General features: G+C 42.2%; 23 protein-coding genes. 5 read left to right on the top strand and 18 right to left on the bottom strand.

Annotated elements, in window-relative coordinates:
• Positions 1 to 29: 29 nt before the first annotated feature.
• From AAZR19_RS14680 to AAZR19_RS14650, 7 genes are all read right to left on the bottom strand, one after another.
• Positions 30 to 875: an aldo/keto reductase gene (locus AAZR19_RS14680; RefSeq protein WP_024423460.1), complete on the bottom strand. Its 846-nt coding sequence runs from the start codon at positions 873 to 875 to the stop codon at positions 30 to 32.
• Between the two features lie 69 nt (positions 876 to 944).
• Positions 945 to 1,814, bottom strand: coding sequence for an ROK family protein (locus AAZR19_RS14675; protein ID WP_076840016.1), 870 nt, complete (start codon positions 1,812 to 1,814; stop codon positions 945 to 947).
• Between the two features lie 63 nt (positions 1,815 to 1,877).
• Positions 1,878 to 3,893 (bottom strand): Na+/H+ antiporter, encoded by a 2,016-nt coding sequence (locus tag AAZR19_RS14670; RefSeq protein ID WP_076840018.1) that lies wholly within the window; start codon positions 3,891 to 3,893, stop codon positions 1,878 to 1,880.
• Positions 3,894 to 4,206: 313 nt separating this feature from the next.
• Entirely contained in the window at positions 4,207 to 4,818 is a 612-nt protein-coding gene (locus AAZR19_RS14665; protein WP_076840020.1) for a trimeric intracellular cation channel family protein, read from the bottom strand.
• A gap of 149 nt (positions 4,819 to 4,967) precedes the next feature.
• Positions 4,968 to 5,381, bottom strand: coding sequence for a disulfide oxidoreductase (locus tag AAZR19_RS14660; RefSeq protein ID WP_041107782.1), 414 nt, complete (start codon positions 5,379 to 5,381; stop codon positions 4,968 to 4,970).
• Complete coding sequence (locus AAZR19_RS14655; RefSeq protein ID WP_395894076.1) at positions 5,378 to 6,064, bottom strand: DsbA family protein; 687 nt, start codon at positions 6,062 to 6,064, stop codon at positions 5,378 to 5,380. The genes AAZR19_RS14660 and AAZR19_RS14655 overlap by 4 nt, the downstream gene beginning before the upstream one ends.
• Before the next feature lie 139 nt (positions 6,065 to 6,203).
• Positions 6,204 to 8,303, bottom strand: a complete 2,100-nt coding sequence (locus AAZR19_RS14650) for a heavy metal translocating P-type ATPase (RefSeq protein ID WP_434703590.1) — start codon at positions 8,301 to 8,303, stop codon at positions 6,204 to 6,206.
• A gap of 412 nt (positions 8,304 to 8,715) precedes the next feature.
• Here AAZR19_RS14650 and AAZR19_RS14645 point away from each other — a divergent pair, with 412 nt between their 5' ends.
• The 3 genes from AAZR19_RS14645 to AAZR19_RS14635 are packed head-to-tail and all read left to right on the top strand — an operon-like array spanning position 8,716 to position 11,283.
• On the top strand, positions 8,716 to 9,459 hold the full coding sequence (locus tag AAZR19_RS14645; protein WP_041107786.1) for a metal ABC transporter ATP-binding protein: 744 nt from the start codon (positions 8,716 to 8,718) through the stop codon (positions 9,457 to 9,459).
• On the top strand, positions 9,459 to 10,331 hold the full coding sequence (locus tag AAZR19_RS14640) for a metal ABC transporter permease (RefSeq protein WP_024423468.1): 873 nt from the start codon (positions 9,459 to 9,461) through the stop codon (positions 10,329 to 10,331). The genes AAZR19_RS14645 and AAZR19_RS14640 overlap by 1 nt, the downstream gene beginning before the upstream one ends.
• A 13-nt stretch (positions 10,332 to 10,344) precedes the next feature.
• Positions 10,345 to 11,283, top strand: coding sequence for a metal ABC transporter substrate-binding protein (locus AAZR19_RS14635; RefSeq protein WP_202738608.1), 939 nt, complete (start codon positions 10,345 to 10,347; stop codon positions 11,281 to 11,283).
• A gap of 37 nt (positions 11,284 to 11,320) precedes the next feature.
• On the opposite strand, the gene AAZR19_RS14630 is transcribed toward AAZR19_RS14635, so the two are convergent.
• Positions 11,321 to 11,869: a hypothetical protein gene (locus AAZR19_RS14630; RefSeq protein WP_034280914.1), complete on the bottom strand. Its 549-nt coding sequence runs from the start codon at positions 11,867 to 11,869 to the stop codon at positions 11,321 to 11,323.
• A gap of 89 nt (positions 11,870 to 11,958) precedes the next feature.
• Here AAZR19_RS14630 and AAZR19_RS14625 point away from each other — a divergent pair, with 89 nt between their 5' ends.
• Complete coding sequence (locus AAZR19_RS14625) at positions 11,959 to 12,564, top strand: TetR/AcrR family transcriptional regulator (RefSeq protein WP_218677044.1); 606 nt, start codon at positions 11,959 to 11,961, stop codon at positions 12,562 to 12,564.
• A gap of 19 nt (positions 12,565 to 12,583) precedes the next feature.
• Here the strand turns inward: AAZR19_RS14625 and AAZR19_RS14620 are convergent, their stop codons facing one another.
• The 10 genes from AAZR19_RS14620 to AAZR19_RS14575 form a co-directional block, all read right to left on the bottom strand.
• Positions 12,584 to 13,516 (bottom strand): response regulator, encoded by a 933-nt coding sequence (locus AAZR19_RS14620; protein WP_041107794.1) that lies wholly within the window; start codon positions 13,514 to 13,516, stop codon positions 12,584 to 12,586.
• Positions 13,513 to 14,829, bottom strand: a complete 1,317-nt coding sequence (locus AAZR19_RS14615) for an ATP-binding protein (protein WP_434703586.1) — start codon at positions 14,827 to 14,829, stop codon at positions 13,513 to 13,515. Before AAZR19_RS14615 ends, AAZR19_RS14620 begins: the two co-directional genes overlap by 4 nt.
• 116 nt (positions 14,830 to 14,945) lie before the next feature.
• Entirely contained in the window at positions 14,946 to 16,391 is a 1,446-nt protein-coding gene (aspA, locus tag AAZR19_RS14610) for an aspartate ammonia-lyase (protein WP_024426050.1), read from the bottom strand.
• A gap of 18 nt (positions 16,392 to 16,409) precedes the next feature.
• Positions 16,410 to 17,687 carry a cation:dicarboxylate symporter family transporter gene (locus tag AAZR19_RS14605; protein WP_024426051.1) on the bottom strand — a complete coding sequence of 426 codons (1,278 nt, stop codon included), beginning with the start codon at positions 17,685 to 17,687 and terminating at the stop codon, positions 16,410 to 16,412.
• A 372-nt stretch (positions 17,688 to 18,059) separates the two neighbouring features.
• Complete coding sequence (locus AAZR19_RS14600; RefSeq protein ID WP_404460841.1) at positions 18,060 to 18,194, bottom strand: hypothetical protein; 135 nt, start codon at positions 18,192 to 18,194, stop codon at positions 18,060 to 18,062.
• Positions 18,191 to 20,626 (bottom strand): heavy metal translocating P-type ATPase, encoded by a 2,436-nt coding sequence (locus tag AAZR19_RS14595; RefSeq protein ID WP_326349835.1) that lies wholly within the window; start codon positions 20,624 to 20,626, stop codon positions 18,191 to 18,193. Before AAZR19_RS14595 ends, AAZR19_RS14600 begins: the two co-directional genes overlap by 4 nt.
• Positions 20,627 to 20,706: 80 nt before the next feature.
• Positions 20,707 to 20,913: a copper chaperone CopZ gene (gene copZ, locus AAZR19_RS14590; RefSeq protein WP_024423475.1), complete on the bottom strand. Its 207-nt coding sequence runs from the start codon at positions 20,911 to 20,913 to the stop codon at positions 20,707 to 20,709.
• Positions 20,914 to 20,985: 72 nt separating this feature from the next.
• Positions 20,986 to 21,291, bottom strand: coding sequence for a metal-sensing transcriptional repressor (locus AAZR19_RS14585; RefSeq protein ID WP_012011272.1), 306 nt, complete (start codon positions 21,289 to 21,291; stop codon positions 20,986 to 20,988).
• A 106-nt stretch (positions 21,292 to 21,397) separates the two neighbouring features.
• The gene (locus AAZR19_RS14580; RefSeq protein ID WP_434703582.1) at positions 21,398 to 21,853 is read right to left on the bottom strand and encodes a DUF6376 family protein; all 456 of its coding nucleotides are present in this window, start codon (positions 21,851 to 21,853) and stop codon (positions 21,398 to 21,400) included.
• A gap of 256 nt (positions 21,854 to 22,109) precedes the next feature.
• On the bottom strand, positions 22,110 to 23,711 hold the full coding sequence (locus AAZR19_RS14575; protein ID WP_434703580.1) for a histidine kinase N-terminal 7TM domain-containing diguanylate cyclase: 1,602 nt from the start codon (positions 23,709 to 23,711) through the stop codon (positions 22,110 to 22,112).
• A gap of 239 nt (positions 23,712 to 23,950) precedes the next feature.
• Between AAZR19_RS14575 and AAZR19_RS14570 the strand changes: the two genes are divergently transcribed.
• On the top strand, positions 23,951 to 24,262 hold the full coding sequence (locus AAZR19_RS14570) for a hypothetical protein (RefSeq protein WP_256928329.1): 312 nt from the start codon (positions 23,951 to 23,953) through the stop codon (positions 24,260 to 24,262).
• Positions 24,263 to 24,490: the final 228 nt, after the last annotated feature.

The raw sequence follows: 24,490 nt of genomic DNA, 5'->3' as shown, positions 1-24,490 counted from the left end.
TTCTCATATAAGAAAGAGGATTTTATTATTTATTCAAACCCAACCGTCATCGTCTCTGGATTTGAGCCGACGCGTTCGTTATTGTTTAATGCATCGATTTTTTCCATGTCTTCTTTGGAAAGCTCGAAGTCAAAGATGTCTGCATTTTGTTTAATGCGTTCTTCATTGATTGATTTAGGAATTGTCACGACACCGCTTTGCAGATCCCAGCGCAAGATGACTTGAGCAACAGATTTGTTGTAGCGTGCAGCAATGTCTTTCAATACGTCATGATCTAATAGCTTCCCTTGCATCAGCGGAGACCATGCCTCAATTTGAATGCCTTTTTCCTTTGCATATTGACGCAGTTCAACAAGTGTCAGTTTCGGATGAAATTCAACTTGGTTCACAGCTGGAACAACCTCAGCATCTTTTAACAGCTCTTCTAAATGCTGAATGTAGAAATTGCTGACTCCAATGGCTCTGACTTTCCCATCTTTATAAAGCTTCTCAAGTGCGCGCCATGTGTCTTTAAATGTATCTGCATTTGGTCCAGGCCAATGAATCAAATAGAGGTCTAAGTAATCAAGACCTAATCGGTTTAAGCTTGCGTCAAACGCTTCAAGCGCTTTTTCATAGCCTTGATCTGTGTTCCATACTTTAGATGTGATAAATAAGTCTTCTCGTTTCACGCCAGATTCTTTAATCGCTTTTCCTACGCCTGTCTCATTTTTATAAACAGCTGCCGTATCAATGCTGCGATATCCGTTTCGTATGGCTGCTTTTACGGCATCTACCACTTGATTGCCGTCCTCCACTTTGAATACACCTAAACCAAACCAAGGCATTTCGACTCCGTTATTCAATGTTACGGTATCATTCAAGCTTTTGACCATTTTAACAACCACCTTTTTTATAGATTCCATCTCTTTCATTATCTCATGTTGTGCTTCAAAACTCTATTATCAGGCGTTTCTCTTCGCTTCGATGGCTAAGAGCAGCGCACCTGTCATGCCAGCCTTGTCCTCAAGCCCGGGGGAGACAATGTATGTATCAAGCGGCGGCAGATCCACATAATCATTGACATAAGCAGCCAGCTTCTCTCGAATGAGTGGGAATAGCTGCTTTTGCTTCATGACGCCTCCGCCCATGATGATGCGCTCTGGGCTTAAAATGAGTGAGTACTGCATAAGCGCCTGCGCTAAATAATCCGCTTCAAGTGCCCAAACCGCTTCTTCCTGCGTAAGCTCTTTGGCAGGTTTCCCCCACCTTTTCTCAATCGCTGGTCCAGCTGCCAGCCCTTCTAAGCAATTTCCATGTGCCGGACAGACACCTGCAAACGGATCTGATTCATCCTGTCTGATTAGGATATGTCCCATCTCAGGATGTGAATGGCCGTGTAGAAGCTCATTTTTCACAACAGCTCCCGCACCAATGCCTGTACCGACCGTGATATACAAACAGCTGCTTAGCCCTTTGGCTGCCCCTTTTGTTAATTCACCTAGTGCTGCGGCATTGACATCTGTTGTAAAGGATACTGGGACACCTAATTGCTTCTCAAGCTCAGGAATGAACGGATAATGCTTCCACTCCACTTTCGGCGTGTTCATGATATAACCGTATGAAGGATCATCCTTTTGAACACAAATGGGTCCAAAGGAGCCAACCCCTAATGCTGCAATGTCATGCTGCTTAAAAAATGGAATAAGCTGCTGTATTGTTTTCTCTGGGTGCTTTGTCGGAATCGTCATTTCCTCTAAGATGTCTCCATGCTCATTGCCGATTGCACAACAAAATTTTGTACCCCCAGCTTCAATTGCTCCATAATACGCCATCATTGATCTCCCCCTGCTCGTTCTCTTTCTTCATCATAAAACATGGGGGAGAAGATGACAACATCACGTATTGGTGAGCAGAACAGCCTCCATATCATTGATATACTCCCTTAAATGATGGGCAATATCCCGGTTGATCTCACCATCTTCATATAAGGTTTGAATTTCATTTCGAATCGTCTGTACAGCTTGGAAGTTAAGCTCTTTTTTCTTCCGGTCAAATGAACGGTCTTTTTGCTGGAAGAAGCTTGGACCGTGTTCACAGCGGTAAATCACTTGGTTGTAAAAACCAATCACTTGGTGGCACGTTTGCTGGTTTTCATCTGTCATATGATGTTTGATCGAATTTACTGCAGCTTCAGCGGTTTTCTTACGGATTTGTTTGTACGATTCCTCGTTTTCTAAAATGCCGCTTGAAATGTGCTGATTCGGCCGCCATAATTGCAGCCATTGAAGCAAGCGCAGAAACTTCACCTTTGAAAAACGGATTTTGAAGGAGTTTGAATACAGCATTTCCAGCTCATGAAATCTCTCTTGCAGCTCATAGGCTTCTTCCTTGTCAATTTTCTCTTCATCGATTAATTGTTGAAGTTTCATCTGTTCTGCTTTGATGCCGTGCAGTCTGATTTTTCGCTCTTGTTTTCTCATTCCGAATTGGTATGGTTCACGCTGGATATTTCTTAGCTTCATTCGGTAATCATTGATGAGTGCAAGGGATACTTCCCTGTTGTCCTCATTCATCCCTTCTTTTAACGTTTTAATAGCACTTCTCAGCAGCTTCCGTTTTGCATGCTGAATCTTAGTATCCAAGTCCACGTCGATTTGTTTGTCTTTTTTCTCAGATAAAAGAGGCAGTAACACACTGGCTAAAATGAGTGTACATAAGATGACGCCTGCTGCGAGGAAAATAATCAAGTGCCGCTCAGGAAATGGTGATCCATCGGCAAGCGTAAATGGAATGGAGAAGGCACCGGCCAATGTCACAGCCCCGCGGACACCAGAGAATGTCATCAGCATCGAAGCCCGCAGCTTTGGTTTTTTCACATTCTGTTTTTTCGTTACACTCCAGTTACCTGCCCAGAACAGCCATACCCATAAAAATCTCAGTACCATGAGACATAGCGTAATGATTAAGATGTAACTAATGACCTGCATATTATTAAAGGCTTCATCCTGGAAAATGACCGTGGAAACATCCGGAATCTGCAGTCCAAGTATGACGAAAACAAGTCCGTTTAAAATAAATAAAATAATATTCCATGTGTTTGATGAAGCAATTTGCAGTTTGGCTAAATTTGCTTCCATTCGATCTTGCTCAATGGCATGAGTCACACCGCCAGCCACAACGGCTAAAATGCCGGATACACCGATTTCTTCCGCTGCTAAATAAATCACAAATGGTGTAAGGATTTGCAGGATGATATGCATTGTGACATCGTCCATTCCTAAACGGCGGAGGAAATAGCGAAAACGAATGATAAAAAAGGATAGAATAAATCCAGTCAATAACCCGCCTGCTGCAATCAGTACAAAACTAAAGGATGCCTGAGCAATTGAAAAGGCTCCCGTCACCGTTGCGGCAATGGCAAATTTAAAGGCGACAAGTCCTGATGCATCGTTCATCAGCCCTTCGCCTTCCAGCAGTCTCATGATGCCCTTTGGCATATTCACACGGCTGGATAAAGCACTTACTGCCACCACATCTGTCGGTGATAAAATCGCTGCAAGCGCAAATGCGGCTGGAAGCGGTATGCTTGGAATCATCCAATGAATGGTATATCCCGCTACAATGACGGTCGCAAACACTAAACCAAGCGCTAAAAGAAGAATCGGTGCTCTTAATTTCCATAGCTCATCCCTTGGGGTACGCTTCCCGTCATTAAATAACAGCGGCGCAATAAATAGAACGAAGAAGAGTTCAGGATTTAAAGAAATATGTAAACCTGAAGGAAAAGCTGCCACCAATATTCCTAAGCCCACTTGAATTAACGGAACGGGAATAAAGGGGACAAAACGATTGATAATATTAGATGCTGCAATGAGTGCCAGTAGTACGAGCACTGCCAAAAAAATCTCCACTAGTACATGTCCCTCCTATGTATATTTTTCGTCAAGTTTTGCTTACATGCAAAGATGTGTTCATTTCATCCATCCGTCCGCTCAGAAGTGCTTCTTTAGTATTCCGCAAAAAGTGAAACCAACACATAACAATCCATCTAGGCAAAAAAAGGCTGAATCTAGATATTCAGCCAGCTGACAAAATTTTCATCATATGTATTGTTCAAATGATGAACAAAAGACCCTGCTTTTATTTTACACGAAAACTCCATCATCTGCTGATTTTCAGCTCTTATTAAACACAAAAAAAAGAGCGGAATCGCCCTTTTTCGTTTTACCCTTTATTTAAAAAATAAGACCTGGCGGGAAGGCGCCATTTGAATAAGTAGGAACAAACCCTGCATACGACGAGGATGACAAACAGCAGATATAAAGCAAGCTCGCCTTGCGCTAAGCCGAGTCCAACGAATAAGCCACCAAGGGCTGCCCATACGGCGTAAATCTCTGCTTTTAGCACAAGCGGCTTTCGTCCTGCTAATAAATCACGCACAATTCCGCCGCCGCTTCCAGTCAAAATGGCTGCCACAATAATTGCACTGAGCGGGAGCTCTCTTTGCACAGCAAATAATGCGCCTTGAATCGCAAACGCTGCTAAACCGATTGCATCCGAGAAATTTCCCCATGTGCTCCAGTGCTTGAGCAAAAGCTTTGGAAAAAGAAACACAATCGTAATGGATACAAGGGCAATCGTAAACATTTTGCCCTGTGACCATAAAGCAGACACCGGCAGACCAATTAATAAATTCCGAATCGCTCCACCGCCAAATGCTGTCACAATCCCTAAAATGTACACCCCAAGAATATCGTACTCTTCCTCCATTGCCACAATCGCACCACTAATAGCGAATGCGACAATGCCAATGATACTTAAGACTTCCCATGCCATTTTCCGCTTATCTCCTTACCTTTATCTGATCATCTAACACTACTCCCTTAATGTATATCTGACACAGGTGAAAAGCAATACAAATTTTCTTTAAATTTTATCTTTTTGCAAAAATAAAAAATAGCCCACTTATAAGCAGGCTATCTCTTTCAATCTTCTTTTGCATTTAACAGCAGCATACTAATGATGATGAGAATAAATGCAATAAGGGCTAGTAGCGGAATGGTGATAAAACCAAACCAGTTCAAATAATCAACGGAACAAGGAATACCGCTCAGGCAAGGGCGAATCGATGCAAAGCCAGGTATCTTTTGTTCCATATAATGATAGATAGAAAAACAAGCGCCAATCACAGCCAAAGGCAGAACGTAATATTTCACTTTCACATCGCCTCTGAATGTCGCAATTCCAAGTAAAAGCACGAGCGGGTACATGAAAATGCGCTGAAACCAGCACATATCGCATGGGATAAACTTCTTTACTTCACTTAAATACAGGCTGCTCATCGTCGCAACGATAGAAACGATCCAAGCACTGTATAAGTAAACAAGCTTATTCCTCATGATTTTTTCCCTTTGAGCTCTTGATCAATTAATTCTTTGATTTCATCATAGTCATAAAAGTTTTCGACTTGTTTATTGTTAATGAAAAGAGTTGGTGTTGCATTCACTTTATATTGGTTCACAAGCTGATCGTCTGTGTTCAGCTGCGGCTGATATGTTTTTTTTGATAGGTTATCTTTAAGATTGTCCGTATCTATTTTTGTTGTCTTTTTCGCTAGCTCCGTCAGCTTAGCAGGCGTGACCCATTCGGCTTCACTATCTGGCTGTGCTTGATAGACAGCTTCATGAAATGCCCAAAAGTTTTTCGGATCTTCTTTCCACACTTCTTCAGAAGCTAGTGCTGCCAGCACTGCGCCATCTCCATGAACAGGAAGTGGTAAGTTAATAAACGAAAATGATACATCGCCTTTATCTATGTAGTCCGCTTTCAGCTTTGGGAAAATGTCTGTTTCAAATGATTTACATGATGGACATTTATAATCCCCAAACTCGACGATTTGTACGGCTGCGTTTTTATCTCCCATGACAGGCTGTCCTTTAATAGAAGGCTTACTGTCAACCGTTTGTGCTTCTTTGCTGTTGTTATTTCCAATGACGACGAATAATCCGATGAGAAGAGCTGCGATAATGGTTAAAATGACAGCAAATTTAATGGATGATGATTGATTATTTTTTTTACTCACATAAGCACCTACCTTATCTTTTTCATTCCTTCAAAAGAAAGGATAATAGCTTAGAATAATGCCATTATCCAACTTCTTCTATTTTAACAAGAGGGGATTCATTATGAAAGATGGTATTCATGAATTTTTCCTAACAATTTTATTTCATTACCCTCATGGCATTTAAAACAGCGAGTACAGTCACACCGACATCCGAGAAGACGGCTTCCCACATGGTCGCAATACCAAATGCTCCGAGTAATAGGAAAACCCCTTTAACCCCAAGAGCAAATGCAATATTCTGCCATACAATTCTTCTTGTTCGTTTAGCGACAGCGATGGCTTCTGCAACTTTTGACGGCTGGTCTGTCATAATGACGATATCAGCCGCTTCTACCGCTGCATCTGAACCAAGTCCGCCCATCGCAATTCCTATGTCTGCTCTTGCTAATACCGGTGTATCATTAATGCCGTCCCCAACAAATAATAATTTTTCTTGAGGCGCTTTTTTCTGATCAATTTCTTCTAATTTCGTTACTTTATCCTGCGGCAATAATTCGGCATGTACTTCATCAATGCCAATTTGCTGGGCGACCGCTGTTCCAACTTGCTTGGCATCACCAGTCAGCATGACTGTTTGAATGCCAGATGCTTTTAGAGCTGAGACCGCTTCAATTGCATCATCCTTTAATTCATCTGCAATCAAGATCGATCCGGCAAACTCACCATTAATGGCCATGTACACAACCGTTCCGCTTCGTTTTTCTTTTTCATATGAAATGCCTTCTCGTTCCATCAAGCGATGATTACCCGCTAACACTTTGGAACCACTGATGGTTGCTTTAATTCCATGTCCCGCAATATCTTCATATGCTTCGATCTTGCTTTCATCAAGCGGCGAACCATATGCCCCTTTAATTGATTCAGCAATCGGATGTGAGGAGTGGGCTTCTGCTAAAGCTGCAAAAGAAAGCAGCTCTTCTTCTGACCACTTGTCGCTCGTTGTCACGATATTGGTCACCGTAAAGTTCCCTTTTGTGAGTGTGCCCGTCTTATCAAATACAGCATAGCTCACAGAGTTTAGTGCTTCTAGATAGTTACTTCCTTTTACAAGGATACCTCGTTTAGAAGCTGCCCCAATTCCCCCGAAGAATCCTAATGGGATGGACACGACAAGCGCACAAGGACAAGAAATCACTAGGAAAACGAGTGCCCGGTAAACCCAGTCAGACAATTGAGCTGATGGAATGAGAAGTGGCGGCACAAAGGCAAGCAGCAATGCTAATACAACGACAGCCGGTGTATAGTATTTTGCAAACTTTGTGATAAAGTTTTCTGTCTGTGCTTTTCGGCTGCTCGCATTTTCAACCAAATCTAAAATTTTCGTCACTGCTGATTCGCTTAGCCCTTTTTGCACTTCAATTTCAAGAATACCGTTTTGATTCACAAATCCTGCAAGAACTTCTTTCCCTGCTTCTACATCCCGCGGCACAGACTCACCTGTTAATGCAGAGGTATCCACGAGTGAAAAGCCTTCAATGACGAGACCATCAAGTGGAATTTTTTCGCCCGGTTTTACGACGATACGGTCACCGACTTTTACTTCTTCCGGCTTCACTTTTTTCGTTTCATTTCCTACTTTGAGATTCGCATATTCAGGGCGAATATTCATTAATTCACTAATGGATCGTCTTGAACGATTCACTGCTGCCCCTTGGAACAGCTCTCCAATTTGGTAAAATAGCATCACTGCCAGTGCCTCTGGATATTGCTGAATGACAAAAGCGCCAGCTGTTGCAATGGTCATTAAGAAGTTTTCATCAAATACTTGGCCGCGCACGATATTTTTCAGCGCTTTAAAAACCACATCACCGCCGACTAGTAAATACGCTGCGAAAAACATGATAAATTTCAGCAAGCCATCTTCTGGTATAAAATAAGCTGCTGTTCCAATGACTGCACCGCCAATTAATTTCAGCACAATCGCTTTTAAATTCTTTGTCCCATGATCATGATCGTGGTGATGTCCTTCTTCTTTTGGTGATACACTCACATGAGGTTCGATGGACTGAACCGTTTTTTCAATACGCTTTGACATCGTTTCTTGCTTATCTGCATGTGTGACAGTCAATGTCCCTGTCGCAAAATTAACGGAACAAGCTTCAACGCCATCCATTTTGCTGACACCTGTTTCAATTTTACGTGCACAGTTTCCACAATCAAGACCGCTTAATACGTATTCATCCTTCATTTTTTTCATGTTCTCACCTTTTTTCTATATGATAAGTAACGTTCCCTGGATCGATGAAACCTATTAAAAATCAAGAACTTTATATATGAGCATATATTCATATATTAGATTACCTTTATTATATGAAGAGTTCTTGTCTTCTGTCAATCCTTTCTGAAGAAATCATTGGTTTTTTGTGTCCAATTCTGTCACACGGATTTTCAATAAACCAAGCTCATGTCCCCCCCTCCCCGCATAACATAAAAACGATCGTTTGCAGTTTTTCTCTTTACAAAAGAAGGACAAACGCTTAGAATAAAATAAAAGTTTCCCCAAGGAAACAAATTAGCGTTAGAGAATCATTTCATCCTTTAGTCAAAATTATTTAATGTATGCATATATCTTTAGGAAGCGCAATGATGATTGAAAGGGGCCGCAAGAGATGTCAAATGCTTTAACAATCGACCGTCTTCATGTCTCATATCACGGACAGGATGCATTAGAGAACGTCTCTCTTTCCATACAGGAAGGGACAATGACAGGAATCATCGGTCCAAATGGTGCTGGTAAATCGACGTTACTCAAGGCATGTTTGGATCTCATTGAAAAAGACCAAGGGGATATTCTTTTTTTTGAACAGCCCTTTAAACAAGTCAGAAAACAGATCGCCTATGTACCGCAGAGAAATGATTTAGATTGGACGTTTCCGATTCATGTACTGGATACCGTACTACTTGGAACATATCCGAAGCTCGGACTAATCAAACGTCCAAAAAAAGAAGACCGGGCATATGCGTATCACTGTTTAGAAAAAGTCGGGATGCAGGACTTTGCCAAAAGACAAATCGGTGAGTTATCCGGCGGACAGCAGCAGCGTGTCTTCCTTGCAAGGGCACTTGCTCAAAACGCACAGCTCTTCTGTTTGGATGAACCATTTGTCGGGATTGATATGGCAAGTGAAGAAACGATGGTTCGCATTTTGAAGGAATTGCGAGATGAAGGGAAAACCATTTTGGTTGTCCATCATGATTTGAGTAAGGCAGATGATTATTTCAGCCATCTTGTTCTGTTAAATAAAAAACTCATCAAAGCAGGGCCTGTACACGACATCCTTCGCCCAGAGATCATGCTGGAAGCATATGAAACACAGCTGCCATTCTTAAAATCAGCAGGAGGAGACGTGTAATGGAATTTTTAACCGGACTCTTTGAATATGCTTTTTTACAAAAAGCGCTATTTACATCCGTCATGGTAGGCATCATTTGCGGTGTTATCGGCTGCTTTATCATTTTACGCGGCATGGCCCTGATGGGAGACGCCATTTCTCACGCCGTACTGCCAGGGGTCGCCATCTCTTATATGCTTGGAATTAACTTTTTCTTCGGGGCTGTTTTAACTGGGGTGTTAACAGCGATTGGGATCGGTTATGTGAGTCAAAACAGCCGCATAAAAAATGATTCTGCCATTGGCATTGTCTTTACAGCCTTTTTCTCAATCGGAATTATTTTGATCACATTTTTGAAAAGTTCAAGTGATCTCTATCATATTCTATTTGGAAATGTTCTAGCTGTTCGATCATCTGATATGTGGATTACACTGGGAATCGGTATTTTTATTTTGCTAGCCGTCATTGTTTTCTACAAGGAACTGCTCATTAGTTCATTTGATCCGGTGATTTCTTCGGTTTACGGTTTGCCGAATCGTATGATTCATTATTTTCTCATGACCTTATTGACCCTTGTGACCGTTGCATCACTGCAAACCGTTGGGATTATTCTTGTCGTTGCCATGCTGATCACACCGGCAGCCACCGCTTATCTCTTAACGGACCGGCTCTGGATCATGATTTATTTATCTGCTTTTTTCGGTGCTGTTTCTGCCGTCGTAGGTCTAGGGCTTAGCTTTACGTATAACTTGTCATCTGGCGCTTCCATCGTGCTGGTCGCGACCATTTTATTCGGCAGTGCCTTTATCTTTTCACCAAAGCAAGGCATTCTATGGAGATCATTAAAATCTAAACGAAAACGAACGCACTTAAAAAAGGAAGCGTCTATGTAAAAGGAGGACATATATGAAGAAGGTATTTGCTATCCGTTTGACCGCAGTATTCATTGCCCTTATGATCATCGCAGGCTGTTCGACCCAGCAAAGTAATTCCGGTAAAGATGACGGCACATTAAAAGTTGTCACGACCTACTCAATTATTTATGACATTGTGAAGGAAGTAGGCGGGCAGCATGTCTCTATTCACAGCATTGTTCCCATTGGTACAGATCCACACGAATTTGACCCACTGCCAAAGGATGTACAGTATACGACGGATGCAGACCTTGTTCTATATAATGGCTTGAACCTTGAAACAGGAAACGGCTGGTTTCAAAAGCTGCTTGAATCGAGCGGCAAGAACGGGGATGATGCACCTGTAGCCGAGCTGAGTAAAGGCGTCAAAGTGAAGCATTTGTCCTCAAAAGGCCTTGAAAGCCAGCAGGACCCGCACGCATGGCTGAATGTTGAGAATGGGATCCTTTATGCCCAAAATGCCCGAGATGCGCTCATTCAAGCGGACCCCGAACATAAAGAGGATTACGAAAAAAATGCAGAAGCCTATATCAAAAAGCTTCAAGCTCTTCACGATGAAGCAAAAGACAAGTTTGATCAGCTGCCAAAAGACAAAAAGCTCCTAGTCACAAGTGAAGGGGCATTCAAATATTTTGCAGAGGCGTATGGACTGAAAGCCGGCTACATTTGGGAGATCAACACAGAAAATGAAGGAACACCAGGACAAATGAAGCGCATTATTCATTTTGTCAAAGATCATCAAGTTCCTGCGCTCTTTCTTGAAACAAGTGTTGATAAACGCAGTCTTGAAAGCCTCTCTGAGGAAACCGGGGTTCCGATCAAAGGAAAAGTCTTCACTGACTCTATTGGAAAAGAAGGTGAAGATGGAGACAGCTACTATAAGATGATGAAATGGAATATCGACACCATTTACAAAGGGCTGTCATCATAAGAAAAGACAGGTGGAGTGAATCCGCCTGTCTTTTTTGTCAGCCTGTTATATTTTCCGGATGTTTTTTCGGCCAAATGACGTAGCTGATGCTAATGATGAAATCAATAGTTAAGATCATCCCCCATGTATTGACAAGCTGCATCAGCGCTTCCGTCCGCTCTGGTGCTTGGATGAGATAGGTCAATCCATATAACAGCCCCGCTCCAATAACATAAGAAATGAAATGCCGCGCCCAGCCGACCATTTCATACACAGACCGCTCCTTACCGTACTTTGGTTTTCCCTTTGGCTTAGGGCCTCCTGCAAATCGATAGGCAAACCTAGCATCTGCCCATTTCACCATTTGATGTCCGAAGGCAAGGCTCACACCAATATAAACAGCCGCAAGCCCGTGAATGACACTCGCCACAGCCCCTTGCCTTAAATCTATATAAGTAGCCGCAAGAAGGATTAAATCCAAAATCGGCGTACAGACAAGAAAGAAAGCACCCAACTTTTTCTGTTTAAACACATAACGCAGCGTTAAGCCCATTAGAATAAACAGCCAAAAACCAATTTCACATGCCACAATCAATAACCCGACCAATTTTTCCACATCCTTTTTTAATACGATTGTATTAAATAAAAAATAACACAGATGTGTTAAAAAAACAACAGCTATGCTAAAATCAATGTATGCCAAAAATCGTCGATCACCATAAACAAAAACAAAAGGTCGCTCAAGCTGCAATGAGAGTGATTAAACAAGAGGGATTGGAAAACGCTTCTGTACGAAAAATAGCAGTCGAAGCTGGAATTTCAGCCGGCTCTATGCGTCATTATTTTTCCACACAGCAAGAGTTATTTCTATTCTCTATGAGTTTAATTCAGGAAAGAGTCAAAGAGCGGATTACAGGGCTTTCATTAAACGGTTCAACGGCGGAAAATGTCCTCACTTTATTGGAGCAGCTTCTTCCACTTGATGAAGAAAGAAAATTTGAAATGGAGGTGTGGCAGGCTTTTTCAGTCAAGGCACTGACTGAACCAGATCTACAGCCGCTCAATGCAAAGATGTATGACGAACTTTTCCAAACGGTCCAATATTGTTTAATGAAATTGAAAGAGGATGGGCTGCTGCTAACTGATATCGATCTTTTATTAGAAACCGAGCGGCTTTATGCGGTCATCAATGGGCTTGCATTGAATGGAATCGTGCAGCCCGAACGTATACCGCCTCAGCTCATACGCTCCGTATTGCAGATGCACCTGCAATCCATCACAAAAAAAGACATGTCTCCTTAATTGGAGAGCATGTCTTTTTTTAATCTTCCATAAAAATACGTTTCGCTTCGTAGTAAAGCACCTGCACAAATTTCTTCACATTGATACGGGTGTGTTCTTCTCTTCCGCTCATCTCTTTCGTCAATTCACTCATTTTCTTTCGTACGATGGTGAAATCGAAAAATTTAGATGCATAATTTTCAAATGTTGGATGGGAAAAATCAGTTAGCCCAAGTGATGCGATGTGTTTCAATGATTGATTGATCGCACGCCTTACCCGCTGTTCGGCTGCCTTTGCTTCTCTTGCGATGTCTGCCGATGTATAGGGCTCACCTAACTTATCCTCCGTAATCCCAGTGAAAATGATCTTTAAAGAAGGAAAGGAATCATGATGATCAGCATGCAGCGCTAAATACTGGTCTGTAAACAGAATCATATCTAATAAATCTTTAGACCCCTTCTCACCAACAATACCAAGCTCCGCCAGCAAAAACTGACCTGCCTCTGCAAGACTTTTCCCCCGCTGCTTCGTTTTCGTCTGACCGCGCTGCTGAAATTGCATGACCGATTTGAGTGAGTGCTGAATATTTTCAATTGAATGCTCTAAATGAAGACGTTCAATCATCAGATGGAGGACACTTAAGACCTCTACACGATTGATCGGCTTTGTCACATAATATTCGACGCCAAGCGTATACGCCTGTCCGATTAATTCCTTTGTTTCAACCTGTGACAGCATTAAGTATTTCCCATGAAACTCATCCTTGATCGCTCGAATCGTTTCAAGCCCGTCCCTTTCCGGCATCAATAGATCAATACATAAGATATCAATGTGCAAATCATTTAAGTAGCTGGCTGTTAACTCTGCGCCATCCTCTGCTTCCCCGGCCACAATGCCAAGCTCTTCATCTTCAATGAGCTGAGCCAGTGAAGAACGAACGGCTTCATCATCATCAACAATAAAAAATCTCATCTCCCAATCCCCTCTTTTCTACTGACTTGATCTACTGGTATCGTTAATGTGAAAATCGTTTGTTCATTTGGGATACTCTTCATTTCAACACTTCCGCCAAGCTTCTCTGCTGTATCCTTTACATAGGCCAGCCCGATACCGCTCGATGGATTCCCAGCCTGGTCGTATTTTAAAGTGAAGCCAGGTTTAAAAATCACATGATGATTACGTTCTTTTATGCCAGGCCCGTTGTCGCTGATTTGAAAAATCACGTGGTTTTCTTTCTGTGAAATAGAAAGTGACACCTCTCCTTCTACAGGAATGGCTTCCACAGCGTTGGATACGATGTTATTTAACAAAGATAGAATGGTATACACGTGATAGGCGGGATGCTGCCCATCTTCATCATAATGAAAGACGATGTTTTTTTTAAGAGATTCTGCATAATTTTCATGAATGCGAATGACAAGCCCAGCGATATGAGAAGGACTCTCATAAGCCTGGAAGTTTTCCTCATGAATCAGCTTTGATAAGGCAGAAAAAATCCGCTGATTATCCTTTTTGATTTCATGCACCTCTCCTGCAATTTGCAAGGCGGTTTTACCGAGCTTTTTCAAATCCAATGATTCCGCATCCTTTGCGTGGTGAAGGGATTGATACAATTGATAGGATGTGGCCGTAATGTGCTCAGCATGTGCGAGTGTTTTATGAAAATATGTAGATTCCGTGTAAAGGTTGGACAGGAGCATCAGCAAATGTTCCTTTTCCTTTTTCAACTGACGCTCTCTCGCCTGCTCTTCGTATAAGCGAATCATTGTATAACAAGCCAACACGAAAAAGCTTCTGAAAATCGCCAAAACAAATAATTGAAAAAGCGTCCGCACCGTTAAAATTTCATCCATCGTGCCTCGAAGTGCGATGATCTCAACAACGCTTGCGCACAGCTCCATGACGATGCCTGTTGCGCCAATCAGCCATGGCTGATCGCGGAAACGTCTGACCTTCAATAAATAAAAAAGTGTGCCATAGACGACATAATAAAGCAGGGAAGGAAATCTTAATGAAACTGCCTCTTCAAGCGGAAGATGCCCTGTCACGGCTGTATCAAGCAGCACGCGAAACGCAAAAACAGATATCCCAGCGATGATGCCGCTTGCCCATGCCGGAAATCTTTTCATTTGAAGCAGGATAAAGAAAAAGACAACGGTTCCAAAGCTGACCCGAAAGCTGTCCTCAAACGGATAAAATTTAAACTCTCCGCCAATCGGCGTCAGTACAATGAGCAGCACAATTAAATAAGGCTCTGTATTCAGCCATTTTTTCAGTAGATTCAAACGCAGTCACATCCCTAATAATTGACGATAGTATACTATGTGAGCTAAAGAAAAACAAACCTCCATGAAAAAGCGCACACCGGAACTTTGCCGGTGTGCGCTTCTCATGATGCCGCTTAATCTTCTAAACGATCCTTTTCTAAAAGTGATGCACCAGCAATACCTGGTTTTGTCATTTCAAAAGGATTTAAGATGACATCAAGCTCTTCCTCTGTTAACACATCATTTTGCAGACAAAGCTCACGTACAGATGCACCTGTAAGGATGGCTTCTCTTGCAATTCGTGCAGCCGCTTCATAACCAATGTGCGGGTTCACCGCCGTCATGACACCGGCACTCTTTTCTACATATTCTTTTAATCTAGATTCATCTGCTTTTAGGTCACGCAAGCAGTTGTCCACGAAGGACTCGAATACATTTTTCATCATGCTGAGAGATTGAAGCAGGTTGAACACTAACACTGGTTCCATGACGTTTAGTTCAAGCTGGCCAGCCTCTGATGCAAGACAGATTGTATGGTCGTTCCCAATGACTTGGAATGCCACTTGGTTCATGACCTCAGGCATAACTGGGTTGACTTTTCCTGGCATGATGGATGAACCTGGCTGTCTCGGCGGCAGGTGCAGCTCACCAAATCCTGCTCTTGGACCTGAAGCCATCAGACGAATATCGTTCGCCATTTTGGACATGTTCATCATACATACTTTAAGCGCAGCCGATACTTCTGTATAAGCATCCGTATTTTGCGTTGCATCGACTAAGTCTTCAGCGCCAACTAACGGTAATCCGCTAATGTCAGATAGGTAGCCAACCACTTGGCGAATATATTTAGGATCTGCATTCAATCCAGTTCCGACTGCTGTTGCACCCATATTGACTTCATATAAATGCTGTCTAGACTGCTTGATACGTTTAATATCACGAGCAAGAACTTTTGCATAAGCACTAAACTCTTGTCCAAGTCTGATTGGAACAGCGTCCTGAAGATGCGTGCGTCCCATTTTGATGACATGATCGAATTCCTGCGCTTTTTCGGTCATGACTTGATGCATGTTTTCCATCGTATAAAGTAGTTTTTCAATCATATTCAATGTTGAAATATGAATCGCTGTTGGGAAAACGTCGTTTGTTGACTGCGACATGTTCACATGCGTGTTTGGACTTAGCTCAGTATAAGCGCCTTTTTCCTTTCCTAGTAGTTCAAGCGCTCTGTTTGCAATGACTTCATTGGCATTCATATTCATTGAAGTGCCAGCCCCGCCTTGAATTGGATCGACAATAAATTGATTGTTCCATTTTCCTTCGATGACCTCATCTGCGGCTTGAACAATTTTTTCTCCAAGACCAGAATATAGTCGCTGTGTATCCATATTTGCAAGTGCGGCTGCCTTTTTGACAATCCCTAATGCTTTGATGAGTTCCTCATGAATACGGTAGCCAGTAATTGGAAAGTTCTCCACTGCACGTAATGTTTGAATTCCATAATATGCTTGAGTGTCTACTTCCTTTTCACCTAGAAAGTCTCGTTCGATTCGAACTTGCTTGTCCTGTAGCTTCGTCATTTGAAAAGATCTCCTTTTTTACGCTGCTTTTGTTTGTTGTTTTAATTCCTCAATATACTTCTTCGATTTCTCTTGATCAAATACTTTTTCCCACTTAGACATGACAATGGCTGCAAGTGAGTTACCAAATACGTTCACTGTTGTACGAACCATGTCAAGAAGTCGGTCGATCCCAACGATGAAGGCAAGTCCTTCAAGCGGCAGTCCCATAGCACCAAGAGTTGTGATGACAACAACGATCGATGCACCTGGTACACCAGCCATTCCTTTAGATGTCAGCATTAAGATTAATAGTAACGTAATTTGCTCATAGATGGAAAGCGGCATGCCGTACATTTGTGCAACAAATATCGCAGCAATGGATTGATAGATGGCACTTCCATCTAAGTTAAAGGTGTAGCCTGTTGGAATAACGAACGACGTGATCGCTTTCGGGCAGCCGAACTTCTCCATTTTGTCCATTAATCTAGGCAGTACAGCTTCTGAACTTGCTGTTGAGAATGCAAGAATGATTTCTTCTTTTAATACTTTAAATAGTGTAAAGACGCTTGTTCCAGCCATTTTCGCAATAATGCCAAGTACAACAATGACGAAGAATGCCATTGTACCGTAAACGACAAGTACCAGTTTGCCTAGCGGGAGAAGCGCTCCGACCCCGAATTTGATCACCGTCACACTGATGAGCGCGAATACACCAAATGGTGCAAACTTCATCACTTTATTGGTCACCCAGAACATGGCTTCGAGTATACCCTCAAAGAATCCTAATACTGGTTTTCCTTTGTCTCCAACTGCGGCAATTCCTAATCCGAATAAGACTGTAAAGAAGATGGTTGGTAATAGATCACCTTCTGCAATGGATTGGAAAACGTTTGTCGGTACAAGATGCACCAACGTTTCTGAGAAAGTCGCTTTTTCAGATGAAGCTTTAGATGTCTCTTCATATTTAGAGATATCGCCTTTCTCCATGTTGCTCATATCAATTCCTGTACCAGGATGGAACAAGTTTGCTGCAAGCAGTCCAACTGCTAATGCAATCGTTGTCACAATCTCGAAGTAAAGAATGGTTTTTCCGCCGAGTCTTCCGATCGTTTTCATATCTCCTACACCTGCAACTGCTACAATCAACGCAGCAATAACAATTGGAAGAACAATCATTTTAATTAAATGGATGAATATATCGCCAATTGGCGTTAACACATTAATAACGGTTTCATTTTGATAAAACAGCGCTCCTACGACAACACCCAGAACAAGTGCAATGAGTATTTGAGAAGCTAACCCTAACTTTTTCATACGTGAACCCCCTTTTTTTGATAACGCTTTCTTTGTTGCTTAATCGCATCTTAACGACGAACCTACAAAAAACGACAAAAAAGAACAAAAAGAAGTGAATTTTTTATGAAAAATCTTTAAAAAGGTGGGTTTTTCCACAATATTGTAAAAAAAAGACTTCGCTTTTGGCGATGTCTTAGAATATAGACAACGTGCTAAAATGATTTTGTTTTAGCACGTTGTCTTCTTTTCAGCGTGATAGAAAACCTTTGCAGTCTAGGAAGGGCGAGCACTGGCGCGGAGCGAATTTGACATTCGTGAGCACCGGAGCGCAGAACTGACACCGAATGCGAGGGTTTGTCTACACGCTGGGACTTCGCTTTTGGCGAAGTCTTAATGATTTTGCATCTGTTCACTTGGTGTATGCTGATTTGAATAAAATTCGTCATAAATCGCATATCCAATAAGTACAAGAGCAACATAGAGCAATGCACTAACGGTCCAAACCCATTTGACATTCAGCTTCATTCTGCCACTCCCTCTCTAACTGGCTTCAATCGCTGCAATCTGAGCGCATTCAGCACAACGGACACGGAGCTAAAGGCCATTGCTGCTCCTGCAAGCCATGGCGCAAGGAAACCAAATGCAGCAATCGGTATCCCAATACAGTTATAGGCAAGCGCCCAAAATAGGTTTTGTTTAATGTTTCTCATTGTTTTTTTACTAAATTCCAGCGCATCTGCAATGGCATGGAGATCTCCCGTCATGAGCGTAATATCTGCTGCTTCCATGGCAACATCTGTCCCTGTTCCCACAGCCATCCCAATATTCGCTGTTGCAAGAGCTGGGGCATCATTGATACCGTCTCCGACCATGGCGACTTTTTTTCCTTGTTCCTGAAGTGCTGCAATGTGAGCCGCTTTTTCTTCAGGCAGCACTTCAGCAATGACATGATCAATGCCTGCCTGTTTCGCAATCGCCTCTGCTGTTAGTTTATTATCACCTGTCATCATCACAACGTGAATCCCCTGCTCTTTTAGACGAGAGATGGCTTGTGGAGAGGACGATTTGATTGTATCTGCGACCGCGACAATGCCGGCGACTTCGCCGTCAATCGCAACGAGCATAGCCGTTTTCCCTTGCTCCTCGAGCGTTGTGACAGATGCTTCAATTTGCTCATATTGGATATGATGTTTCTGTAATAGCTTACGCGTTCCAATCAAAAGCTTGTGTCCTGCTGCCTTTGCTTCAATTCCATGACCTGGATCTGCTTGGAATGCTTCAACCTCGACTGCTTCAAGACCTCGTTCCTTCATACCGTCTGTGATCGCCCGGGCAAGCGGGTGTTCCGACTGCTGTTCTGCCGATCCTGCTAGCTGCAGCAGCGTATCTTCTGTCCAGTTGGCATATGCCAGTACATCTGTCAGACTAGGCTCTCCTTTTGTCACAGTCCCTGTTTTATCTAACACGACCGTGTCGAGTGATTGAGTCACTTCTAAATGCTCTCCGCCTTTAAACAGAATGCCTGATTCAGCCGCACGGCCGCTGCCAGCCATAATAGAGGTTGGTGTCGCAAGGCCGAGCGCACACGGACATGCGATGACAATGACGGCTATAAAGGTTTCAAGTGCTGACGTCACATTTCCTGGGTCCACAAAGAAAAACCATATGAGGAATGTGAGCACAGCAATTCCTACAACAATAGGAACAAATATCCCTGATATTTGATCTGCCATTCTTTGAATCGGTGCCTTTGAGCCCTGCGCTTGTTCTACGACTCGGATAATCTGTGAAAGAGCGGTCTCTTTCCCGACTTTAGTCGCTTTTATTTTGATGAATCCATTTTTATTGATTGTTGCCCCAATGACCATATCTCCTGCTGTTTTATCAACAGGCAGACTTTCTCCTGTAATCATGGACTCATCTATTGCGGTTGTCCCCTCTATGATTTCTCCATCTACCGGCACTTTTTCCCCGGGTTTGACAAACACAAGATCATTCACTTTCACGTCAGAAATAGGCACAGTCATCTGTTTGCCATCTCGCTCGATAACCGCTTCTTTCGCTTGTAAGCCCATCAGCTTTTGAATCGCTTCTGATGATCTTCCTTTTGCTCTTGCTTCCATTAATTTTCCGAGCACGATCAACGTAATGAGGACAGCACTTGTTTCATAATAGAGGGCTGCCTCATGTGTGCCTCTAATCGCTGACTGAATGCTTTCATATAAACTATAGAAAAACGCGGCAGATGTCCCAAGTGCGACAAGAACATCCATATTGGCACTTTTATTTCTTAAAGCCTTATACGCCCCTACATAAAAGGGCCAGCCGACAATGAACTGCACCGGCGCTGCTAACGCCAACTGTACCCATGGATTCATAAACGCTTCTGGCAGCCAAATAAAGGACGTAAAAGAAAAATGGCTGACCATTGCCCAAAGAAGCGGCAGTGATAAAATCATCGAGAATAAAAAGCGTGCCGTTTGCTTTTCTATTGCAGCTTGCCGGTGATCTTTTTTTCCTTCCTCCGCTTGATCTGCTGCTGGTTCAATCAAAGAATACCCAATAGAATGCACCGCATCTTTTATGTCATTTGTAGACGTTTGGCCCGGATGATATGTGACCTGAAGTGTCTCAAGCGCAAAGTTTACAGAGCCGTGATCGACACCGTCCATTCGGTTAATTTTTTTCTCGATTCGGTTTGCACAAGCTGCACACGTCATTCCCTCTATATCAAATTCTGCTTGCTCCATCACCACATCATAGCCAAGAGATTGAACTTTTCGCTTCAAATCATCTGGTGTTAGCTGCTCTGTTTCATAGACGATATGGGAAGTTTCAAGCGCCAGATTCACACTGGCATCCTCCACACCTTCCAGCCTATTCAATCCCTTTTCGATTCGGCCTGCACAGGCAGCACAGGTCATCCCCGTAATTTGAAAATCAATTTCCTTTTTCATTGATCTCACCTCTCCACATACTCCATGGGGGTATTATATTTTGAAAAAAATACGTGCTGTTTTGCAGCACGTCTACTTATTTATACAACATCATATCCCTGTTCTTCAATCACATCAGAGATACGGTGTAACGTGACTTGATCCGGGTGAAATGAAACCTCCACCTGTCCTTTGTCTAAATGGACTTTCACAGATTCCACACCTGCTAATTCTCCTACATTTCCTTCGACTGCTTTCACGCAATGTCCGCAAGACATGCCCTGCACTTGAAGTGTTGCTTGTTCCACTTCTCATCGCCTCCATCAATCATTTTCTACAATTTACTATACCCTAGTAGGGTATCAATGTAAACATAAATGCTACGATTTTGTCAGTTTCGTAAAGACCGTCATTAACTCTTCAATGGCTTCATCCCCATTGCCGCTCTTGATAGCATCTGCAACACAATGGTGTGTATGCTTTTCCATCAAATGAAGACTGACTTTTTTCAAAGCCGCATTGACTGCGGAAATTTGATTCACAACATCTATACAGTAACGATCGTTTTCAATCATTTGCTGAATCCCGCGCACTTGTCCTTCCACTCGTTTTAAACGATTGATCAATTGGTCCTTTTCCTTTTCGGCTCTAGGCGAAGCCATATGTCTTTCTTCATGTTCTGTCATGTGATCACCTTTTTTCCATTATGACTTGTCTGTACCTAAATTAAAGCATATCTCCACCGGAAAAGGCAAAGATATGCTGAGCACCGCATATAAAGCGGTGTTTGTCCTAATTTGTTAATTGTTCGATATCCTGCAAAAGATTGACGGATTGCTGAAGCTGTTTCATCAATCCCTGCTGACCCTCCAGTATGGCGGCAGCATCGATATCGCCTGCTTTCAATTGCTGTAAATACGTTTGGATTTCCTCTGACAGCACTTTATTTTTTTCAATGATTTGCGCATGCAGGTCTTCTGCCATTTTTGGCGCTGTGACGTCATTAAAATCTTGAATGTCTTTCTTCAATGATTCAAGCTGCTGCGTTAATTCTGCTTTTTTGGCGGCATTTTGCATAGCTTCTTCAGCGAGTTTTGGAAAATCCTCTGTAAATTGCTGAATGTCTGTCACATAGTCATTTGCCTCAGTGACATATGTCGTTGTATCGTTGACCTGATCAAGCAAGCCGGAGCAGCCGCTTAATACAAGCGTTCCGGAAAATAGACAAGCCATCACGTATTTTTTCAAGATCGATCATCCTTTCATCTGTAGGATTAAAAGCATCATTTGTTCCGCTTCCCTATCACACAGATGCAAAAAGACCTTAAAAATAGCCAGACCTTTGCCTCATGTGTGATAGGCAAAGGTCTGGCTAACATTGTTCATGCCGGAATGGCCGAGAAACAACGAATGTTTCTGTAGTGACGACCAAACCGTAAAAGCTACTCCCCTTTAGGAAACCGTTCAAATGTTATGTTTATCATATCGAATGTCAGGACAACAGTCAATGCGGAAGATCCTGTTCTTGATACAGCACATGGCCCGTACCAGTTGAGGCATAAATCCGGTTCCGTCCTTGACGTTTTGACATATACAAAGCTTGGTCTGCTTCAAAGAGAAGTGTTTCTAATACACAAGGATCATTGGCTGTATGAGCAATTCCAAAGCTCGCTGTCACTCGCACTTTTTCCTCATCATTCTGAAAGAAACTTGCTTCAAACGAATGTCTTATTTGTTCCGCGATATGACAAGCCTCTTTAAATGACTGATGCGGCAGACAAATGGCAAACTCTTCTCCCCCATATCGTCCAAATAAATCATCCATTTGTAAATGCTCCTGACAAATAGAGACAACATGACGCAGCGCTTCATCCCCGATATGATGTCCGTGTGTGTCATTGATTTGTTTAAAAAAATCAATATCAAACAGCATAACAGCGGTATCCTGCGCATCCTCTTCCAGGATCAACTGCGTTCGTTCGATGAAAGAAGAACGATTGAAAATATTCGTCAAACCATCGATATACGCACGACGCTCCAGCTCTTCCTGCAGCAGACGCTGCTCTGTAACATCACCGATCACTATTTGCCTGCCCTCAATCTCTCCTCTTCTATTAAATAGCGACGAAGCAGTAAGATGATAATAATAGGACTGGTCTTTTTCCTTTTTCCACATTAAATCATATTGCGAATGATCCTGCGGAGAGCGCAGCCACTGAATGAACGCTGAATCTTTGATGATTGCTGAGAAAATATCGTCGATTTTATAGCCAATTCCCTTTTTATTCGCAAGTGCTGGAATGATCGATGCAGCAGCGGGATTGTAATCAATGAGTGTCCGATATCGATCTAAAATCAGAACCCCTTCAGACATATGCTCAAACACACGCTCCATTGCAATAGGAGACAGCTTAAAGAGCTGGAACGACATAATTGCCCATAAATAGAGTGCGTTGGTGATAAACATCACCACAGGAACCGGATCAATATGTAGGGGTGTAACGCCTAATAAATAAATAAAAGAAGTCAAAATTGGTAATGACATTCCCACTAACAGGATCAGAATCTGCTTTAAATATTCTTTTTTTGTGACACGTAAAAACCAAAGCAGCATAAAGATAGCAAGCATCGAACAGCCAAACGTATAAACGCCATGAATGATATACCAATAGCCAATCGTAAAATCAGCCAATAAAAACCCATCTACTGGATTCGTCGTGATGCTTCGATAAAAGAGTGAATGTAAAGAGTTGGTGAACACCATAATGGTTGTGAGAGTTGGAATCAATAAGATGAGAAGCACGCGGCGCTTTGTGAAATATTGATGGAACCCCGTAAATTGCAGCACAATCAGCAGACTGAGCGGTGCGATAAACGGAAGACCTATGTATTGAAAACAAACCCAGAACATGATTTCTCCAGGAGTACGAGCCAATAATTCAAACGTATGCCCAAAGATATAAATCGCAGTTGCTCCAGACATGTACATAAACAATTGACAGCCAATATATCGATGGCGGTTTGCATGAGCAATGATTGATAATATCACGGACAGAATGCCAGAAACACTCATGATCACAATAAAATGTAAAACAATCGAATCCATGTAAACGCCCCAATTTCAGTTATTTAGAACTAGTCTAATCTTACTATATATGAGGACGTCTCAAATGGGAAGATGTGATTTTGAATTGGTTGGAGGTTTTTTGTAAAATTTCAGGCGTCATCGGTTCGTGATTCCTTATATTTTCACTACTTTTTGCTTAATTTGAGGGAGAAGTATGTTGCGTTCGGAGAAATATCTGTACAATGTGGGGATGAATGGAGAGGAGACTCGAAAGGAATATGACTTTTTGGATGATTATGACGGGGCTGTTTATGCTGATTCTTTTAGAAAAACCGTTTAAAAAGAGAAGTTCTGGATTGTTATTTTTGATCAGTTACTTGCTGCTGATTGCGGTTTATGTGATTCAGACAACGTTTGTAAAACTTATGCCGGATGGATTTTTGATGATGATTGCGGTGGTTGTCGTTTTTCCTTTGTTTGTTCGGTTGGTGCAGTCTTCTTTGAGAAACCGTACAATAATTAAAGAAACTCCGGTTATTCCTTGTAGGAATAACCCAATCAAAAATGTAAATAAATTCAAAAAATATTAAATATCAAAATCAAAACTAACTTAAAAGTTAATATTTATTATTAACTTTCAAGGCTAGTTAACTTAACTTCTTAAATTAGATAAAAAAAGCCCCCTTTCTAGGGGACTGACCCCATAAAGTGAGACAAATAAAAACACCTTTAAATTGAAAAATCGGGTATAGCATATCTGAAAACAATTTGGAGGTGTTTTTTGTATGGGAAAAAGAGTTAGTTATCCGATTAGTGTA

The organism is Bacillus sp. Je.9.29.b, from assembly GCF_051129925.1.
In the GTDB taxonomy this organism is placed as follows: domain Bacteria; phylum Bacillota; class Bacilli; order Bacillales; family Bacillaceae; genus Bacillus; species Bacillus safensis.
This window is presented reverse-complemented; position numbering and strand designations above follow the sequence as displayed.

What these genes read in the sequence shown, in the direction of transcription:
- AAZR19_RS14680 (WP_024423460.1), bottom strand. Translation starts at nt 875, where the DNA reads ATGGTCAAAAGCTTGAATGATACCGTAACATTGAATAACGGAGTCGAA.
- AAZR19_RS14675 (WP_076840016.1), bottom strand. Translation starts at nt 1,814, where the DNA reads ATGGCGTATTATGGAGCAATTGAAGCTGGGGGTACAAAATTTTGTTGT.
- AAZR19_RS14665 (WP_076840020.1), bottom strand. Translation starts at nt 4,818, where the DNA reads ATGGCATGGGAAGTCTTAAGTATCATTGGCATTGTCGCATTCGCTATT.
- AAZR19_RS14660 (WP_041107782.1), bottom strand. Translation starts at nt 5,381, where the DNA reads ATGAGGAATAAGCTTGTTTACTTATACAGTGCTTGGATCGTTTCTATC.
- AAZR19_RS14650 (WP_434703590.1), bottom strand. Translation starts at nt 8,303, where the DNA reads ATGAAAAAAATGAAGGATGAATACGTATTAAGCGGTCTTGATTGTGGA.
- AAZR19_RS14645 (WP_041107786.1), top strand. Translation starts at nt 8,716, where the DNA reads ATGTCAAATGCTTTAACAATCGACCGTCTTCATGTCTCATATCACGGA.
- AAZR19_RS14640 (WP_024423468.1), top strand. Translation starts at nt 9,459, where the DNA reads ATGGAATTTTTAACCGGACTCTTTGAATATGCTTTTTTACAAAAAGCG.
- AAZR19_RS14635 (WP_202738608.1), top strand. Translation starts at nt 10,345, where the DNA reads ATGAAGAAGGTATTTGCTATCCGTTTGACCGCAGTATTCATTGCCCTT.
- AAZR19_RS14625 (WP_218677044.1), top strand. Translation starts at nt 11,959, where the DNA reads ATGCCAAAAATCGTCGATCACCATAAACAAAAACAAAAGGTCGCTCAA.
- AAZR19_RS14620 (WP_041107794.1), bottom strand. Translation starts at nt 13,516, where the DNA reads ATGAGATTTTTTATTGTTGATGATGATGAAGCCGTTCGTTCTTCACTG.
- aspA (WP_024426050.1), bottom strand. Translation starts at nt 16,391, where the DNA reads ATGACGAAGCTACAGGACAAGCAAGTTCGAATCGAACGAGACTTTCTA.
- AAZR19_RS14605 (WP_024426051.1), bottom strand. Translation starts at nt 17,687, where the DNA reads ATGAAAAAGTTAGGGTTAGCTTCTCAAATACTCATTGCACTTGTTCTG.
- AAZR19_RS14600 (WP_404460841.1), bottom strand. Translation starts at nt 18,194, where the DNA reads ATGAAGCTGAATGTCAAATGGGTTTGGACCGTTAGTGCATTGCTCTAT.
- AAZR19_RS14595 (WP_326349835.1), bottom strand. Translation starts at nt 20,626, where the DNA reads ATGAAAAAGGAAATTGATTTTCAAATTACGGGGATGACCTGTGCTGCC.
- AAZR19_RS14585 (WP_012011272.1), bottom strand. Translation starts at nt 21,291, where the DNA reads ATGACAGAACATGAAGAAAGACATATGGCTTCGCCTAGAGCCGAAAAG.
- AAZR19_RS14575 (WP_434703580.1), bottom strand. Translation starts at nt 23,711, where the DNA reads ATGGATTCGATTGTTTTACATTTTATTGTGATCATGAGTGTTTCTGGC.
- AAZR19_RS14570 (WP_256928329.1), top strand. Translation starts at nt 23,951, where the DNA reads ATGACTTTTTGGATGATTATGACGGGGCTGTTTATGCTGATTCTTTTA.